The sequence below is a fragment of the Parageobacillus sp. KH3-4 genome (genome assembly GCF_022846435.1).
In the GTDB taxonomy this organism is placed as follows: Bacteria; Bacillota; Bacilli; order Bacillales; family Anoxybacillaceae; genus Parageobacillus; species Parageobacillus thermoglucosidasius_A.
Map to the genome: position 1 here is coordinate 2,978,572 of NZ_AP025627.1, position 18,347 is coordinate 2,996,918.

At 45.8% G+C, this 18,347-nt stretch carries 17 protein-coding genes; 2 read left to right on the plus strand and 15 right to left on the minus strand.

Annotated elements, in window-relative coordinates:
* Nucleotides 1-55: 55 nt before the first annotated feature.
* From MWM02_RS15000 to MWM02_RS15020, 5 genes are read right to left on the minus strand one after another with little or no spacing between them, the layout of a single operon-like run.
* The gene (locus tag MWM02_RS15000) at nt 56-790 is read right to left on the minus strand and encodes a YwiC-like family protein (RefSeq protein WP_064552483.1); all 735 of its coding nucleotides are present in this window, start codon (nt 788-790) and stop codon (nt 56-58) included.
* A gap of 5 nt (nt 791-795) precedes the next feature.
* Nucleotides 796-1,026: a molybdopterin converting factor subunit 1 gene (gene moaD / locus MWM02_RS15005; RefSeq protein ID WP_064552484.1), complete on the minus strand. Its 231-nt coding sequence runs from the start codon at nt 1,024-1,026 to the stop codon at nt 796-798.
* Complete coding sequence (locus MWM02_RS15010) at nt 1,023-1,493, minus strand: molybdenum cofactor biosynthesis protein MoaE (RefSeq protein ID WP_064552485.1); 471 nt, start codon at nt 1,491-1,493, stop codon at nt 1,023-1,025. The genes moaD and MWM02_RS15010 overlap by 4 nt, the downstream gene beginning before the upstream one ends.
* On the minus strand, nt 1,486-1,998 hold the full coding sequence (gene mobB, locus MWM02_RS15015) for a molybdopterin-guanine dinucleotide biosynthesis protein B (RefSeq protein ID WP_244402337.1): 513 nt from the start codon (nt 1,996-1,998) through the stop codon (nt 1,486-1,488). Before mobB ends, MWM02_RS15010 begins: the two co-directional genes overlap by 8 nt.
* Nucleotides 1,995-3,254, minus strand: a complete 1,260-nt coding sequence (locus tag MWM02_RS15020; protein WP_064552487.1) for a molybdopterin molybdotransferase MoeA — start codon at nt 3,252-3,254, stop codon at nt 1,995-1,997. Before MWM02_RS15020 ends, mobB begins: the two co-directional genes overlap by 4 nt.
* A 657-nt stretch (nt 3,255-3,911) precedes the next feature.
* Here MWM02_RS15020 and ric point away from each other — a divergent pair.
* Nucleotides 3,912-4,625 carry an iron-sulfur cluster repair di-iron protein gene (gene ric, locus MWM02_RS15025; protein WP_064552488.1) on the plus strand — a complete coding sequence of 238 codons (714 nt, stop codon included), beginning with the start codon at nt 3,912-3,914 and terminating at the stop codon, nt 4,623-4,625.
* Between the two features lie 46 nt (nt 4,626-4,671).
* Here ric and moaA read toward each other — a convergent pair whose 3' ends face one another.
* Nucleotides 4,672-5,694: a GTP 3',8-cyclase MoaA gene (gene moaA, locus MWM02_RS15030; RefSeq protein WP_064552489.1), complete on the minus strand. Its 1,023-nt coding sequence runs from the start codon at nt 5,692-5,694 to the stop codon at nt 4,672-4,674.
* Between the two features lie 14 nt (nt 5,695-5,708).
* Nucleotides 5,709-6,365, minus strand: a complete 657-nt coding sequence (gene modB, locus MWM02_RS15035; RefSeq protein ID WP_064552490.1) for a molybdate ABC transporter permease subunit — start codon at nt 6,363-6,365, stop codon at nt 5,709-5,711.
* Between the two features lie 234 nt (nt 6,366-6,599).
* Between modB and MWM02_RS15040 the strand changes: the two genes are divergently transcribed.
* A complete protein-coding gene (locus MWM02_RS15040; protein ID WP_244402338.1) occupies nt 6,600-7,310 on the plus strand; it encodes a Crp/Fnr family transcriptional regulator in 711 nt (236 codons plus the stop codon).
* Nucleotides 7,311-7,349: 39 nt separating this feature from the next.
* Here the strand turns inward: MWM02_RS15040 and narI are convergent, their stop codons facing one another.
* The 8 genes from narI to MWM02_RS15080 form a co-directional block, all read right to left on the minus strand.
* Nucleotides 7,350-8,042: a respiratory nitrate reductase subunit gamma gene (gene narI, locus MWM02_RS15045; protein WP_244402339.1), complete on the minus strand. Its 693-nt coding sequence runs from the start codon at nt 8,040-8,042 to the stop codon at nt 7,350-7,352.
* Between the two features lie 28 nt (nt 8,043-8,070).
* Nucleotides 8,071-8,601, minus strand: coding sequence for a nitrate reductase molybdenum cofactor assembly chaperone (gene narJ, locus MWM02_RS15050; RefSeq protein ID WP_244402340.1), 531 nt, complete (start codon nt 8,599-8,601; stop codon nt 8,071-8,073).
* On the minus strand, nt 8,576-10,108 hold the full coding sequence (gene narH, locus MWM02_RS15055; protein ID WP_244402341.1) for a nitrate reductase subunit beta: 1,533 nt from the start codon (nt 10,106-10,108) through the stop codon (nt 8,576-8,578). Before narH ends, narJ begins: the two co-directional genes overlap by 26 nt.
* Entirely contained in the window at nt 10,098-13,781 is a 3,684-nt protein-coding gene (locus MWM02_RS15060; protein ID WP_244402342.1) for a nitrate reductase subunit alpha, read from the minus strand. The genes narH and MWM02_RS15060 overlap by 11 nt, the downstream gene beginning before the upstream one ends.
* Before the next feature lie 33 nt (nt 13,782-13,814).
* On the minus strand, nt 13,815-14,222 hold the full coding sequence (locus MWM02_RS15065; protein ID WP_244402343.1) for a hemerythrin domain-containing protein: 408 nt from the start codon (nt 14,220-14,222) through the stop codon (nt 13,815-13,817).
* A gap of 212 nt (nt 14,223-14,434) precedes the next feature.
* Nucleotides 14,435-15,496 carry a multicopper oxidase domain-containing protein gene (locus MWM02_RS15070; RefSeq protein WP_244402344.1) on the minus strand — a complete coding sequence of 354 codons (1,062 nt, stop codon included), beginning with the start codon at nt 15,494-15,496 and terminating at the stop codon, nt 14,435-14,437.
* A 268-nt stretch (nt 15,497-15,764) separates the two neighbouring features.
* Nucleotides 15,765-16,940: an MFS transporter gene (locus tag MWM02_RS15075; RefSeq protein ID WP_244402345.1), complete on the minus strand. Its 1,176-nt coding sequence runs from the start codon at nt 16,938-16,940 to the stop codon at nt 15,765-15,767.
* 248 nt (nt 16,941-17,188) lie between these two features.
* A complete protein-coding gene (locus MWM02_RS15080) occupies nt 17,189-18,307 on the minus strand; it encodes a TIGR04053 family radical SAM/SPASM domain-containing protein (protein WP_244402346.1) in 1,119 nt (372 codons plus the stop codon).
* Between the last annotated feature and the right edge of the window lie 40 nt (nt 18,308-18,347).

The following is an 18,347-nucleotide window of genomic DNA, read 5'->3' on the forward strand; positions in this document are numbered from 1 at the left end:
AAAGCAGGAATTAGTAATCATAAAAAAACGAGATGCATTGGTTTATGCATCTCGTTTATGAGTAAAGAACGACCATCGCAATTAAAAAATAGATTGCGTTGGCAAATTCTAATATTCCTAGTTTCATAATCGGCAACGATTTTCCATACAAATAAACGGCCCGAACAACGCTTGGCACATAAGCAAGAACAAACAACGGATATCCGATGGCAACGAGCCCGATCATTAATAGCCCATGGTATCCCCATGACAGCCATTTGTATATTGGATTTTTCTTTTCGCGAATCATTGTTTTTACGTAAAAGGTGCTGCCGAGAAAAAAGAGGAAGCAAAAAACAGCTAGCTCCAACGCTTGTACCGTTAATGCCCCGCGTCCGATATAAAAGCTGGCAAGGCCGCCGACACAAAAAGCGGCGATTGCCGCAACGTCATTCCAAAAAGCCCGCTCCTGTTTCCGCTTCGTGTAGTAAATATTGATAAGAAACAGCGGAATCATCGCCATTCCAAAATAAAATAAAAATGGCGCGTGCCATAAGCAAATGGCAAGCGGCGCTGCGGCAATGGCAATATAGCGGCCAAACGATTTCATATACTCTTGTTTACGCCTTGATTTTATCGCCATCAACAGCGGGTATGTCGCTAAATATAAGAAAAGCCAGCCTAGAAATAACGGCAAATGAAGCCATGTAAATCCGCCCGCGTACGCTCCCAACAAAAACGGAATGACAAGCATCGCCCAAGCGCCATGCTGTTTCGGAATAATCCATTTTTGCTTTTGCCGGTTTTCCATCGCTCTTACCCTCCGCTTACCGGTGGAATAAAGGCAACGACATCGCCAGGCTGAAGCGTTTGATCATCGCGGGCATATTCCTCGTTCACCGCAACCATCACTTGTTTCAAATCAATGTGATAACGGTTTTCGACTTCTTCTTTTAATGCCTTTACCGTTTCGGGAACGTTAGAAAGCACGATACGTCCCTCTCCAACCGCTTCCTGCAAATGCGCAAAAAAGAGCAGTGTGATCATGGCAAATCCTCTCCTTCCGGCTTTCCCGTCGGGTATGCTTTCGTCCCTAATTGATTGCCGACCCATTCCGTTCCGTCTTCCCAATGCTCTTTTTTCCAAATTGGGACAATTTGTTTAATGCGCTCAATGGCGTATCGGTTTGCCTCATACGCATCGTTGCGGTGCGGCGACGAAACGGCGATGACAACGGCGATATCGCCGATATCAAGCCTGCCGATTCGGTGCGTAATCGCCACTTTCGTTTCCGGCCATTTTTCGCGAATTTCTGCGCCGATTTGTTCGAGCATTTTTTCCGCCATCGATACGTACGCCTCGTATTGCAAAAACAGCGTCCGTTTTCCGTTTGTCCATTCGCGTACCGTCCCGGCAAACGTTGTCACCGCTCCAGCTTCGGGACGCATCACTTTTTTCACCACATCCTCGATGGAAACTGGCTTGTCTGTAATCATAAAAAGACGTTCATTCATTCGCCTTTCTCACCTCATTCATTAACCAATGTAAATAGCTTTCTTCATCGTCGATAGAAAATAAAGGATATGGAATAAAAGACAATTGTGAAAGAGATTCCCACGCAATTACGGCGATAATATTGGAGAGCTGTGACAGCGAATCCCAATCGTCCTTGCTTCGCAGCATGACCACTTTTTTATACTTTTCCTTTTTGTAGCCTTCGACAAGCACGAAGTCAAGCGGCAAAAGCTGATATAAGGATAAAATTTGCGCCAGCGACCACGTCGGCTGCCACGCGTGAAGCTCGAGCAGCCCGCCGCCTTCCACCGAAACGGCAACCGCTCCCGCCTGCTCATGGCGCCTTGAATCCGTATAGGAATCGTTTCTATCGGGATGGCCGCCATGTCCATGGTGCTTCACCGTTCCAACGCGGTATCCTTCCTCGGATGCCGCTTGCACCCATTTTTCGATAAGCGTCGTTTTGCCGCTATTTTTATAGCCAACAACTTGCCAGACGTTCATATGTCACTTCCTTCTTCATCTTCTAGCAGCCATACGTCGACAGTATCGCCTTTCGCAAATCCGCGTGTCCCCCCCGGAAGCACCATCAGCGCATTTGCTTTCGCCAGCGATGTAACAATATTCGATTTATCCATCCCGACAGGCGTCGCTGTCAACCGGCCATTTTCAACCGCCACGTAACTTCTGACAAACCGGGTAAACGGATTCGGTTTTGGAAAGTCGGCCATCAATGTTGCCGTCGCTTTCCGCAAATACGGCTTTGGCGAAAATAGGCGCGTCCGCACGACAGGGCGCACAAACAACTCATATCCGACGTAGCACGCCGATGGATTACCAGACAGCCCAAACAACAGCTTTCCATCCAATTGGGCAACGGTCGTCACACTGCCCGGCCGCATCGCCACTTTATTGAACAATACTTCTGCGCCAAGACGTTCATAAATGGCCGGCAAATAATCGTAATCTCCAACCGAAACACCGCCCGTTGTAATAAGAAAATCGACTTGCGGCAGCGCCTTTTGTATCGCTGCAAAACAGGTGTCCACATCATCCGCTAATTTTCCAAAATAGACTGGCTCCGCTCCGCTGCGAACCACTTGCGCTTGAATCATATACGCGTTGCTGTTGCGAATTTTGCCGGGGACAAGCGGCTCGGATACGTCGAGCAGCTCACTGCCCGTCGCAAAAATGCCAATTCGCGGTTTTCTCGCCACTTTTACCTCTGCATATCCGAACGTCGCTAGCAATGCTTGCACGCCCGGATTAATAAACGTTCCTTTCGGGACGAGCACATCCCCTTTTTTCGCATCTTCCCCTTGAAATGAAATGTTATCACCTGGTTGAAAGGGGCGTTTGATGGACATATAGGTTTTTCCGTCGCGCTCGTACTGTTTCGCCAATTCCAGCATGACGACCGCATCGCATCCATCCGGAATTTGCGCTCCCGTCATAATGCGCACCGCTTGAAACGGCTGAACCGTCTTCGCCGCAACTTGTCCCGCTCCAATCGTTTCAATCACTTCAAATTCGACTGGATGGTCAATCTTTGCATTTGCGGAGTCAGCTGCACGTATCGCAAAACCGTCATAAGGAGAACGATTGAACGGCGGAACGTCATGGTCTGCGCGCAATTCTTCCGCCAAATACCGTCCGTAGGCTTCCTCAAGACGAACCGTTTCCACTTCCCCTTCCCGCGCATATTTCATAACCCTTTCCATCGCTTCCGTCACCGGAATCGGAGTCCGCTTTTCCACCATGCTTTTCTCTCCCTTTCTTATTAATGGTTGCCGCGATATCCATTATTTTACTTTTTACATCAGAAGAGCAAGCAAACTGCCAAAGAAAGCAAGTTTTTATTGGTCCATCCGCACTACTGATGACTGCCAAGTTCACTACATGCCTCGCAGATTTTACGAAAACCTTCCCTTGTTCTTGTTCAAGTAAAAGAGCAGAAGCTTCGCATGAAATTTTACTTAATGTATTGATATTATCAACCTTTTCCTTTATTCTTTCAACTAATTCGCCCAAAGCATGATGTTGACCGCTGGCAACCTTATGTGCTGAATCGTTTGCTAAATTCTATAAAAATCATCCATCGATCAACATCTGCATTCATTTCCTTTTTTTCGGCAAACTTCTTCCAAACGGCATTTGAACAGTTGATTTCCGCTTTCCAGCTGCTCCACCTTCAACAGCCGGAACATCCCCCATCCCTTCTTTCCTTCTTCCTTATTTTTTATTGTACAGAAACGAAACAAAGTTAGTTGTGATATTCATCACATTTATTCATTCCTTTCCTAACTCGATTTGTTCAAAATTGATGCAATTTATATGTGATGCATATCACAACATTCAAATCGGAAACGAAATATGCTTAAGTTGTAACGATTTATACAAGGATGGAGGCGCCGATTATGGAAAAACGATTTACAGAACAATCGATCATCGGTGATATCGTAACACAATTTCCAAAAGCAAGCGATATTTTCCGATCATACAAAATCGATTTTTGCTGCGGCGGGCAGCGCCCGTTAAAAGAAGCAATCGAAGAACGAAATTTGGATGGCGAAGCAATATTAGAGCAACTAAATACGCTTTATTCGAAATCGCTTGAAAAAGACGAAAAAAATTGGTCGGAAGCGTCTTACAGCGAACTGATCGACCATATTATTGCAAAACATCACCGCTACTTGGCGGAAGAACTTCCACAGCTTAGCCCTTACGTGACAAAAGTGCTCCGTGTTCACGGAGCAAACCATCCGCATCTAGCACAAGTTCATAAGTTGTTTAACAAACTGAAAACAGAGCTCGAACAGCATACGATCAAAGAAGAAACTTACGCTTTTCCGCTTATTTTGCGTTTTGAAAAAACTCCGACTCCGGAAAACAGAAAAACGGCGCAGCAAGCGATCCGTGAACTTGTCGATGAACATGACTCCGCTGGCGATATCATCAAAACGCTTCGCAAGATTACGAATGACTTTGCACCGCCAGAAGATGCATGCCGAACATATCGTCTTGTCTATCATCGATTAGAAGCGCTTGAGAAAGATTTATTGGAACATATCCATTTGGAAAATAACATTTTATTCCCTCGCGTCCTTAACGAGACAAAAACGTCCCGGTAAACAAACAATAACCGGATTGCTCAACATAAGAGCAAATCCGGTTTATTTATCCGCCAATATAAGACATTTCAATTTTTTTCCGCGTTTTTGCCGTTTGCTCTGTCCGTTCGTCGGAGTAGCGGTCCGTCCGCGTATGCCACGTTGATGCAATAATATTTTTAATCTCCTCTTTATCCGCCCCAGAACGCAGCTTTTCTTTCAATGATACACCGCTTGTGGCAAACAAACATGTATACAGCGTGCCATCGGCGGAAATACGCGCTCGCGTGCAGCTGCGGCAAAACGATTCCGTCACCGAAGCGATAAACCCGACTTCCACGTTCGTGCCGACGTAGCGGTAGCGGCTTGCCACCTCGCCAAAGTAAGCTTTTTCCACCGGCTCCAGCGGATGCATTTGCTGCAAAAGTTCATATATTTCTTTTTTCGTGACGACATGGGAAAAATCCCAACCGTTTGTCGTGCCAACGTCCATAAATTCGATAAAGCGAAGCGTAATGCCCCGTTCCTTGAAATAAGAAGCCATCGGGATAATTTGCGAATCGTTCATGCCTTTTTTCACAACCATGTTCACTTTTACACCAAGACCTGCCTTCTCGGCTGCTTCAATTCCTTTCAACACCGGCTTGACCCCGACGCCAACCCCGTTCATTTTTTTAAACACTTCGTCATCAAGCGCGTCCAAACTGACGTTGACACGCTTCAGTCCCGCCTCTTTCAAACGTTTGGCCCATTTCACTAAATGAATCCCATTCGTTGTAAGGGCAATATCGCGGATGCCGGGAATGCGCATCAATCGCTCAATGAATACGTCCAAGTCACGGCGCAGCAATGGTTCTCCCCCTGTGATGCGGATTTTTTCCACGCCAAGTTCTGCAAAAATTTTCGCAAGCAACGTCATTTCCTCGATCGTTAATAATTCGTCTTCACGCAAAAAACGGAAATTCGGGCCAAAAATTTCTGCCGGCATGCAATATACACAGCGGAAATTACATTGGTCTGTCACAGAAATGCGCAAATCGCGAAGCGGACGGTTCCATTGGTCGACGATCACCGATTCTCTTGTGTCCATGCCGCTTTCTCCTTTCAATTAGACTTAAAGCTTGTCGCACATAATAATAAGAAAAATGACAACACCATTGTCACCGCAACCCACGCCCATGCCAAATTCATTTCCCCCGATTCAATTGCTATGTAAATTGCTGTCGGAATCGTTTGTGTCTTCCCAGGGATATTTCCGGCGAACATCAATGTAGCGCCGAATTCGCCAAGACTTCGGGCAAAAGCCAAAACCGCCCCGGAAATAAGCGCTCTTTTCGCAAGCGGAATCGATATATGCCAAAAAACTTGATATTCATTTGCCCCATCGATGCGCGCCGCTCCCTCAATCATTTCATCGATTGCTTCCAATCCCGCCTTTGCTGATTGGTACATGAGCGGGAAAGAAACGACGCTAGAGGCGATGACCGCCGCGTACCATGTAAACATAATCGGCGCGTGAAACAAAGCTTCAATTCCCTTTCCGATCACGCTGTTTTTTCCAAACAGAATAATTAACAAGAAGCCAACGACCGATGGCGGAAGCACAAGCGGCAGCATCAGCAACGTTTCGATCACGATTTTTCCTCTAAACCGGCGGCGCGCCATCCATTTCGCGATAACAATCCCAAAAAAGAAGACGATGACTTCGGAAACGAATGCCACTTTTATCGACAGCCAAACCGGTGACCAAAACTCTGTCATCCCAAAAAACCTCTTTCCATATCGCTCATTTTTATTCACTATACAAAAAAAATAAGACAAATGTTGTGACGTTACTCACATTGTATCATAATAAACGTGAAAACAGTTTTAGAAAATACTTGTGACATCATTGTGACAATCATCACAAATATAGCAAAATGTGATTTTTATCACAACAATATTGACCCGCCATTTCCTACAATAGAAATAACGGCAAACTACCGAGGTGAGAATATGGTTGCAGTCAAAACATTAGACAACCACGACCGTTTTGCGCATTTGCGGGAATTGGTCCGTTCCGCGAAGCATACAGTCAAAATGCGGAAAGGAACGTTTTTATTCCAAGAAGGGATGGACGCAGCTGAACTATATCTTATTCTTTCAGGCAAAGTGCAAATAAGTAAAATTGGCGCCGACGGAAAAGAGATGTGTTTTCGCATTTGCGGCCCTGGAGAAATTATCGGCGAGCTAACATTGTTTACAGCAGAACCTCGCTATTTATTAACAGCAAAAGTGATCGAAGATGGCGAAGTAGCAGCCATTAAAAAAGATGATTTAGAGCAGCAGCTCTTAACCAACCCTGCGCTTACCTATGAATATATGCAGTGGGTTAGCATGCACGCGCGGCGGACGCAAACAAAATTTCGCGATTTAATTATGCATGGCAAAAAAGGAGCGCTGTATTCCACGCTTATCCGCATGTGCAACAGCTATGGCGTCAAGCTGGATAACGGAAGCATCCTCATCGACTTAACGCTGAAAAACCAAGATTTGGCCAACTTTTGCGGCACCACCCGCGAAAGCGTCAACCGCATGCTAAACGCGTTAAAGCAGCAAGGCGTTCTTTCCATTAAAAAAGGAAAAATTACGATCCACGACCTCGACTATTTAAAGCAGGAAATTCAATGCGAAAACTGTCCGGTGGATATTTGTTGCATTGAATAAAAACACCCCTCCTTTTCGAATGGAAAAGGAGGGGTGTTTTTAAATCTTCTTTGCACGCATGCGGCGATATACAACATAATGTCTATTTAAATACGTCAGCGGAACGCTCCAAACATGGACAAGACGGGTAAACGGCCAGATGCCAAACAGCAATAAGGCGGTAATAATATGAATTTGGAATCCTAACGGGGCATCGCTTACCAGTTGGGGCAGCGGCCGAAACGTTAAAATGCCTCGGAACCATGGGCCAATCGTATCGCGATAATCAAACGTTCCTCCCGTAGCGGTATATCCTACTGTATTGGTAAATCCCGTTAAAATGACGATGGTTAACAGAAACAATGCAAGGAAATCACTTTTGCTGCTGTTGCGGAAAATACGACGAACGCTTAACCTCCGCCATAGCATCAACAGAACGCCGATGACCGTCGCGACCCCAGCTGCGCCGCCGAACCAAACCGCCCCGAAGTGATACATCTCATCCGTAATTCCGATTGTTTCATAAAATGGTTTTGGCACCAGTATCCCAGCTACGTGACCGAAAAAAACAAATATAATTCCCCAATGAAAAAGAATACTTCCCCATCGCAGCCGTCTGCTTTCAAGAAACTCACTTGATTTTGCCGACCAGCCAAATTGATCTGTATTATAACGGTAAATATGACCAACGACAAATAACGTAAGCATGAGATACGGATAAATTACCCAAAGAAATTGATCAAGTAAACTCATCGGGCGTCCTCCATTCATGTTCGTATTTTTAAGAAGCTTTTTTCTCCTCTAAAAATGCAACGATTCCTGTTACACAACCATTCATGACAAGATAATACGGATTATTCGCTAATTTTAGTTCCTCTGCAATTTTATCAATGGTTGTTTTATGAATAAGAAGCATCCTCTTTGCATGCTCTTCGGGAGCGACAGACGCAAATTCTAAAACGACTGGCAAATAGTCTGGCAGCTCCTCATCCAATAGATCGAAACCGGCGTTGCGAAACTCTTCTTTTAGTTTTAAAAAGGCTTGGCCGCGCTCTTTCTGATCGCCAAATAGATGATAAGTTAAATACATTGTGGTTTTATCGCTAAAATCAAACGTATTCACATATATTTCGCATAACGTCTCTATTTCGTTTGTCGTTAAATAGTCCAGAAACTGCATAAACAGTTTCCCGACGCTTTCATTGCTTAGCGAAGAAATTTCATGGAATAATTGTTCATCACCGATCCACTCTTGTTCCGGGTACTGCAGCAAAATCGAAGCGATTTTAAAAATTTTCCGGTGCTCTTCCATCGATATCACTCCAATAAAATTGATGAAAGTTTTCCGCGTCATATCCCGAACAGCCGGAACAAGATTCCATAAATTCATAACCGACTGCTCCTTGTCCGTAAAACATATTGTCTGCCTTCTCGCGATGCGAAGATGGAATCACATAGCGGTCGGAATATTTCGCAACAGCGGAAAGCTTGTACATTTCTTTCACCGTATGTTCATCCATTCCCACTTTATCTAATATGCTCTTATCCGGTTCTTTCCCCAAGTTCACGGCGCGCATATAACTTCGCATCGCCACCATTTTTTTCAACACCGCGCGAATCACTTCCGTATCTCCTGCTGCAAGCAAGTTCGCCAAATATTCAATCGGAATGCGCATTTGATCAATCGCTGGAAAAATGACGTGAGCATTAATGTCGTCCAATCCGCCGTCAAATGCTCCCATGATTGGGCTTAGCGGCGGAATATACCAAACCATTGGCAATGTGCGATACTCAGGATGAAGCGGAAGCGCAATTTTTTGTTCCACCGCCAATTTGTAAACCGGGGAGCGTTGTGCCGCTTCAATCCAATCATCGGTATATCCTGCTTCACGCGCCGCTTTGATCACTTCCGGATCATACGGATTAAGAAATACATCTAAGTGGGCTTGATATAAATCTTTTTCATCCTTAACCGAAGCAGCAGCCTCCACTTTATCTAGGTCATAAAAAACAATGCCGATATAGCGGAGCCGCCCGACGCATGTTTCTGAACAGATCGTCGGCTGACCGGTCTCAATGCGTGGAAAACAAAATGTACATTTTTCCGCTTTATGTGTTTTCCAATTAAAATACACTTTTTTATACGGGCATCCCGTCATACAAAAACGCCAGCTTCGGCACGCATCATGATCGACGAGCACAATGCCGTCTTCATCCCGTTTATAAATGGCGCCCGATGGACAGGAGGAAACACAAGGCGGATTTAAGCAATGCTCGCAAATACGCGGCAAATACATCATAAACGTTTGCTCAAATTCGAACTTTACTTTCTCTTCAATGCCTTTTATGTTCGGATCGCGTTTTCCTGTTTCATATACTCCCGCCAAGTCGTCTTCCCAGTTCGGCCCCCACGTAATTTCCATATATTCACCTGTCAGCTGCGATTTTGGTCTGGCAACAGGCTGATGTTGTTTTTCCGGGCTGTTAATTAAATTTTCATAGTCATATGTCCAAGGCTCATAATAATCGTCAATCGGGGTCATGTCCGGATTATAGAAAATATTTAGCAGTTTATTCACCCGGCCGCCGGCACGCAGCTCGAGCTTCCCGTCTTTGAGCACCCATCCGCCTTTACGTAAATCTTGATTCTCCCACTCTTTCGGGTAACCGATTCCCGGTTTTGTTTCTACGTTGTTCCACCACATGTACTCCGCTCCGGGACGATTCGTCCACGTATTATTGCATGTAATGCTGCATGTATGGCAGCCGATGCATTTATCTAAATTCATCACCATCCCAAATTGTGCCCTAATCCTCAAGCCAGTTCACTTCCTCTTTTTTAAGTTTGCGAATGATGACTTGTTCATCCCGTTGGTTTCCCGTTGGACCATAATAATTGAAGCCATAGCTTAATTGCGCATAACCGCCGATCATTTGTGTCGGTTTTACATGAATTCGCGTCGGGCTGTTAAACGTTCCGCCGCGAAGTTTGCTGATTGGCGAGCCCGGAACATTAATATAACGGTCTTGCACGTGATACATAAACGCTACTCCGCGCGGCAGCCGGTGGCTGACAACCGCCCGTGCGACGACAACGCCGTTGCGGTTATACATTTCAATCCAATCGTTATCGGCAATGCCTGCTTCCTCTGCGTCGTCTTTATTCATCCATACATGCGGCCCGCCGCGAAACATCGTTAACATCGGCAGCGTATCCCAGTAAGTGCTATGGTACGACCATTTATAGTGCGGCGTTAAATAGCGGAGCGCAATTTCTTTGCCGCTCACCTTCGGACGATGGTCCCGTTCATAGAAAGCCAGTTTTCGCAATGGTGCTTTAAACGTCGGTAATTCCTCTCCAAACTCCAGCATTAACTCATGGTCAAGGTAAAAATGTTGCCTTCCCGTTAACGTCCGCCATGGAATGAGCCGCTCGACATTGGTCGTAAACGGGGAGTACCGCCGGTTTCCTGTTTCGCTCCCGCTAAATACAGGAGTCGTCAACACTTGACGCGGCTGTGATGTAATCGCTTGGAACGTAATGTGCTCTTCCGCTCGTTCTTCCACTAAATCTTTTAGCTTTTGCATCGTCTTTCTTTCCATCTCTCCCCAAGCTTTCAGAGCCAGCGAACCGTTTGTCGCGCTCGATAACGCCAATATCGCCTCCGCTGCGTCACGGTCGGTCAACAAGCTTGGGCAATCTTTATACGGCTCTGTCAGCGAGGAAGAACCAGCCGTATCAAGCAGCCATTTGTATTCTTCTTTGGCGTCCCAGCTGAGCCCTTTTGCTCCGATTTGTTCCCGAACCGCCGGGCCGAGTGCCACAAATTTGTTGTACACTTCAGCATAATCCCTTTCCACGATGTGAAGATGCGGAAAATTCACCCCCGGAACCGGGTCGCTCGCTCCGTCTTTCCAATCGTTCACGATTCCAAACGGCTGGGCAATTTCATCTCGTGTATCATGCAAAAGCGGCGTTGCCACGACATCTTTGACTGGCGCAGAAAAATAGTGTTTCGCCATTTCCGAAAATGTTTTCGCTAGTCCTTTAAAGAAATCCCAATCCGATTTTGCTTCCCACGGCGGGGCAATCGCTGGATTAAACGGATGCACAAACGGATGCATATCGGTGCTGCTGATATCGTATTTTTCATACCATGTGGCTGCCGGGAGGACGATATCAGAATACAGCCCTGTTCCGTTCATGCGAAAATCGATGTTTACCATTAAATCGAGCTTTCCTTCGGGTGCATCCTCATCCCAAACGATTTCGCTCGTCTTTAGCTCATCGTTTTGTCCGCTTAAATTCGCGTGATGTGTCCCTAACAAATGTTTTAAAAAATATTCATGGCCTTTTGCCGAGCTGCCGATCAAATTGGCGCGCCAGACAAACATCACTCTCGGAAAGTTGATCGGATCGGACGGATTTTCGATTGCAAACGTTAATTTCCCTTGTTTGATTTCATTGACCACATATTGAATCGCTTCTTCGTTTGTCTTTGCGTTCGCCTTTTCCACTAACGTGATGCTGTTTGTGTTAAATTGCGGGTAAGACGGAAGCCATCCTAAACGAGCCGCTAAATAGTTATAGTCGCCGCCATGCTGATAACGCGGCTGATCAAACAATGGGGAAATATGCTCGTCCATCTTTTGATCTTCGTATTTCCACTGCTCCGTTACAAAATAGAAAAACGATGTTCCGTTTTGCAGACGCGGCGGTCCTCCCCAGTCGCGCGCCATCGCAATCGTCTGCCAGCCTTCCAGCGGCCGTACTTTTTCCTGTCCGACATAATGCGCCCATCCTCCACCATTTACTCCTTGCGAACCCGTTAACAAAACAAGGTTTAAAATCGCACGGTAGATAGCATCGGAATGATACCAATGGTTGATGCCTGAGCCCATGACAATCATCGAACGACCTTTCGAATCGATCGCGTTTTGCGCAAATTCGCGCGCGATTTGCGCCGCCGTGTTTCGATCAATGCCAGTAATCGCTTCCTGCCATGCCGGCGTATACGGTTTCGGATCATTATAATCGACAGGATAATCACCTGGCAGCCCGCGGGAAACACCAGTTTTGGCCAGCAATAAATCGAAAACGGTCGTTACATACAGCGTATTTCCGTTTTTCTTGATTGCTTTTACAGGAACGCCGCGTTCCAGCACCATCTTTTTCTCTACTTCAAAATGCGGAATCTTAATCGTAACAATATCATCTTCTTTTCCTAAAAACGTTAATGCCGGGGCGATGCCGATTCGTTTATTGTCCATGTCGTTGAGCTGCAAATTCCACTTCCTGTTATTTTCCCACCGATGTCCAATCGTTCCGTTTGGCACGGAAAAGGTCTGCGACTTTTCATCCCATACGACCGTTTTCCATTCCGCGTAACGAAGCGGCATGCCGATATCGCTTGCCCGTAAAAAGCGGTCTGCCGCATAATGATCTCCATGTTTTTTAAGCGTGACTAAAAACGGCAAATCCGTATATCTTTTTACATAATTTATAAAGTAATCCGTTTGCCGATCGACATAAAATTCTTTTAAAATAACGTGCGTCATGGCCATCGCCAGCGCCCCGTCCATTCCTGGATGAATAGGAAGCCAGTTGTCGGCAAATTTGACAAACTCCGCATAATCTGGGCTCACAGCGACAACTTTCGTTCCCCGGTAGCGCGCCTCTACATAAAAATGGGCATCCGGAGTACGCGTCTGCGGCAAGTTCGATCCCCATACAATCATATAGCTAGAGTTAAACCAATCGGAGCTCTCGGGAACATCCGTCTGTTCTCCCCATATTTGCGGGGAAGCAGGCGGAAGGTCGGCATACCAATCATAAAAACTAAGCATCGCCCCGCCGATTAAATTCAAAAATCTCGCACCGGCTGCATAACTCACCATCGACATCGCTGGGATAGGAGAAAAGCCGAAAATGCGGTCCGGACCGTACTTTTGAATGGTGTAAATCAGGGAAGCGGCAATCAGCGTATTGACTTCATCCCAATTCGCGCGGATAAATCCTCCTTTCCCGCGTGCGCTTTTATACCGTTTTGTCTTTTTAGGGTCTTCCACGATCGATTTCCATGCAGAAACAGGGTCGCCTTCTTGCTTTAACGCTTCCCTCCATAGCTTTAAAAGCGGTCCGCGCACATATGGATAGCGAACTCTTAGTGGGCTATATGTATACCAAGAAAAACTTGCTCCTCTTGGGCAGCCTCGAGGTTCATATTCCGGCATATCCGGACCTGTTGTCGGATAGTCCGTTTGTTGTGTTTCCCAAGCAATAATTCCGTCTTTCACATGCACTCTCCAGCTGCAGGAACCGGTACAATTCACTCCATGGGTTGTACGAACTACTTTGTCATGCTGCCAACGACGGCGGTACACTTTTTCCGAATCGCGGCCATACGGCGATACCTCGGCATGGCCAGCGGTTTTTTCGGATTTGCCAAAATACTTTAGCTTTCGTAACAGCGGTGAAGGTTTCTTGTTCATGTCAGCATGAAGCTCCTTCCTTTGCTTTATTAGCTAAAATAAAAATTTTTCTTCGTCGGCACTATGCCTACGGTTAATATGCAAAAGCGCATGAAATCGGGTGAGTACCTCTTTGTCGATTCGTTGCGCTAATAATTGTTTCACTTCTTCAATCAAATATCTCATTAAATCATGGTCACGCTTTAACATCGCCACTTTTTCGAACAAGCTATTGTCTTCCTCTACTTTTTCCTGATAAAATCCTTCTTCTTCCGCCTGCGCATGGGCAATGACTCTCTTTTCCCAATGTTCCACAAGCGCATCGGCAACCTCGCCAAGATGCTCCTCTCGTCCATCGTTATATAGCTTCTCAAGCAGCTCCGTCAGATGTTTCGCCTCGATAAATGCGCCGTTATGAATGGAACGATGCGCCTCTAATTTTCGCAAGGATGGACCGCCCATTTCGTCACCTCTTTTTCCTAATACAGTGCCTTTTATTCACATATTTTTCCTATAATTTTCTAGTATTATGCAAAAAAATAAAAAAGGAGAGTGATTTCTCTCCTTTGTCCATCTAAAACTATACTTATGATGCACATCACTTACGTTTTATATATAGTAAGGAGGGAATTTTGGTGGACGGCATGTCATTTCTTTGTTTGGCAGAACAATGATCAATGCCCGCTTGTTTCTGTGCCGTCATCTTCACCTGTTTCCGTTACTTTTAATATCGCTACCGCGCCTTTTTGCGCGTGGTTGAATTGGTGGGTGACGATCGGGTAGCTGCCTGGACGTGTGACGGTAAACTCAACGACTGCGCCTCCGCTCGCCGGAATCATCACGGTCTGCAAGCCTTTTAGATGGTTGTTTGGATTACCGTCGATATAGACATCATCCAAAACGGTTCCAACGACGTGGAACGAGCTGACTTCGTTCGGTCCAACATTTTCGATATAAATTCTGACTTTTTCGCCAGCTTTGGCAACGAGCGGCTTCTCTTTTAGCGTAAACGTATCTCCGTTCGTATTTCGATCGCCTGCTTTTAACGCTTTTGTCGAAAAAACAACATAGCTTGGTACCCCGTTTTGGAAATCATCTATGTCATTATATTTGTACCACTCGTTTTGGATTAATACAAATTCGCGGTCCACTTCTTTATCAGTCGGATAGCCGTTTTTCGGTTTGACGATAATCATGCCGTGCATGCCATTGGCGATGTGGGCGAGCACCGGCTTCGTGCCGCAATGGTACATAAATACGCCCGGGTTATTCGCTGGGTACGTAAACGTTCCCGATTTATTCGGCATGACGTCGGCAAAATCTTTCGACGGCGAAGCGTGGACAGCGTGGAAATCCATGCTATGGGGCATCGCTGGGTCCATATTTTTTAACGTAAAATGGAGCGTATCTCCTTCATTAACGACAATGAGCGGTCCAGGTGCTTGCCCGTTGAACGTCCATGCTTTATAGATTTTTCCTTTATCGATTTCAATGTCCGTTACTTGGGCAGTCATCTCGATGTTAACATCATGCGGACCGATGCGTTCCATTTTCAACGGAACCGGTTTTTGGTTAAGACCTTCGTGTGCAGCAATGACACCCGAACTTGCGTGATGGCTTTCTATCTTCACCGTTTCCTTGGCAGTTCCTTTCTCTCCTTCCCTAGCATTTCCACAGGCAGCTAAAAGAGAAATAGCCGCGGCGATCGACATAAGCGTATAACACTTACTCCCCATTTTTTCTCCCTCCGTATTTTATTGTTTATTACACTTTCAGAGTACCGAATGCATTCGTTCCCCCCAGTGATTCTTATCACGTATCATGACCGATGTTTGAATAGTTTGTGAACTAGTGAGCAATGTTATATATTAACAGTAGAAATCATTTTGGCAAGGAAAATGATGGATTGAACGGTATACGTTGTACTTAAGAAGAGGAGAAAACATTTAGCTCCATATAAGCAAAAAAGCGGATCGCTTGAAACGACCCGCTGTTTCATCACCATTACGATATATATGGATTTGACAGTTTGCCCACTTTTTTGCCGAAAACCGTGCGATTAAGCAGGAAACACATAAGGGCAAACAAGCTGAGGAGAATAAATCCAAGCGCATAAGAGCCCGTGATGTCTTTCACCATCCCCATTAAAATCGGTGGGAAAAAGCCGCCAAGCCCGCCCCACGCGCCAACGATACCGGTGACGGCACCTGTTTCCGCCGGGAACAGCTGCGGGACAAGCTTAAAGACAGCACCGTTTCCTAATCCAGCCATAATTGCGATAAACAAACATGCCGCTGTCATCACGATGATATTTTCCATTCCAAATGCAATGGCAAGCGCTCCAATCGTAATTCCGGCATAAACGAAATTCAATACCCGTTCGGCGCCGATTTTATCACCAAGGTTTCCGCCAATTGGTCTTGCGAGTGTCGCAATAACAGTGAAACCAGCAGCGCGAAGCCCGGCATCAACCGGAGTTAAACCATATAAATCAATGAGCAGCGATGGCAAATAAATGCCGAATGCGACGAATGCTCCGAATGTAACGAAATAAAAGAGCGATAAAGTCCATGTATGTTTATATTTCAACACAGATAACGAATCAAGCATCGTTTTTTGCTGCTTAGGCTTTGGCATATCCGGAGTAAAGAACCAAACAAGGAGGAGCATGACGACAACTGGGATAATCATTCCCCAAAACGCCCACTGTACTCCAAATGTCGCCGCGATCGAAGGAACAGAGAAACTTGCCACTGCCGTTCCAATATTGCCCATCGCGTTAATGCCGAGCGCTGTTCCTTGTTTTTCTGGCGGTGTTAAACGCGATACGAACGTAACAGAAATGGCAAACGACGTACCTGCCATTCCGATAAAGAACGCCCAAAACATTAACATGGCATACGAATTAGCAAAACCCGCTCCAATTAGCGGAATAATCAAAAACAATAGCAGCAGCGAAAACAATCGTCTACCGCCAATTCGATCCGTCCAAATTCCAAGCGGAATGCGCATGACAGAACCAAGCAATACCGGAATCGCAACTAAAATGCTTTTTTGTGTCGATGTTAGTCCGTACATTTCTTGGAATGTATTCGCCAACGGAGAGAATACAGCCCATACGGCAAACGCAAACGTCATCGCCAACGTTGTGATCGGTAAAAGTGCTTTTTGCTTATTCATTACGAAAATCCTCCTTTTTGATCACAGCCATATAATTAAATTTATCTGCTTTTGTGTCCATCATACGGAAATGAAAAAAGAATGTTTGTGAATTTCATCACATTTTTTGGTAGTGTCACATAATTGTAAAAAGTGGATTTCCATCTTTATCATTTCCTGTTTATTTATCAACATGCCTAGAAAACCATTTCTGTGAACGCGTAAATAAAAAACTGGCTCCCATAAAAGAGAGCCAGTGAACATGGTGATTAAGATAAACGCTTGCCTTTTTGCCGCAATGCTTTTGGAATGTATACGCAATACGGTTCACTTTCTAAGTAATCGCCGGTAACAGCATACGCCCGCGAGCGCGAGCCGCCGCAAACGTAGCGGAATTCGCATACGCCGCATTTTCCTTTATATTTATCAGGGTTGCGCAAGTCTTGGAAAATCGGCGAATTCCGGTAAATTTCCGCGAGCGGCGTTTCCCGGACGTTTCCGGCTTTTACCGGAAGCAGTCCGCTCGGGTAGACATCGCCAATATGAGAAATAAAAACAAATCCGTTGCCGTCGTTGACTCCTTTTGGCGCACGGCCAAGACCGTCGACTTGACCGGTCAGCCCTTTGGCCAGCACGTCTTCATAGCGGATTCCGTCGCTGGCTATTTGATTTTCCCGCATTTTCGCTTGCAAAACAACACGGCGGTAATGCTGTCCTGCCGTTGTTTTTATGTCAAACGGGACACGCTTGCTCGTTTCATAAAGCCAGCGAAACACTTTTTCATGCTCTGCCGGGGAAATCATGTCCGATTCTTTTCCCCGCCCGGTCGGTACAAGGAAAAAGACGCTCCAAAGCACACATTTTAGTTTTTCAACCAACTCTGCCATTTCATCAAGGGCATGAACATTGTAACGGGAAATAACGGTGTTAATTTGCACCGGGATATCAAGCTCATGCAAATATTCAATCGCTTTGATCGTTAAATCAAAGGAACCAGGCGTTCCTCGGAAATGGTCATGAATTTCCGCGTTTGGCCCGTCCAAACTGAATGCCCAGCGGGAAAGGCCAACTTCCTTCGCTTTTCGAATTGCTTCTTTTGTCACGTTCGGTGTCGCGCTCGGCGTCATTGAAACATGAAGGCCTTTGTCAATCGCATATTTCGCAAGATCATATACATCCGGACGCATGAGCGGATCCCCGCCGGTAAACACGAGAAGCGGCTGATCCATCTCATATATATCATCAATTAACTTTTTCCCTTCTTCAAATGTCAATTCGCGCGGATCGCGATGGTATTGCGCCTCGGCCCGGCAATGAAGACATTTTAACTGGCATGCCCTTGTTAATTCCCAAATCACAATAAACGGATTTTTGTTAAAGTCCCTCACTATATTCCCCCTCCTTGTTTTCATTGTACCGCGGAGGGAA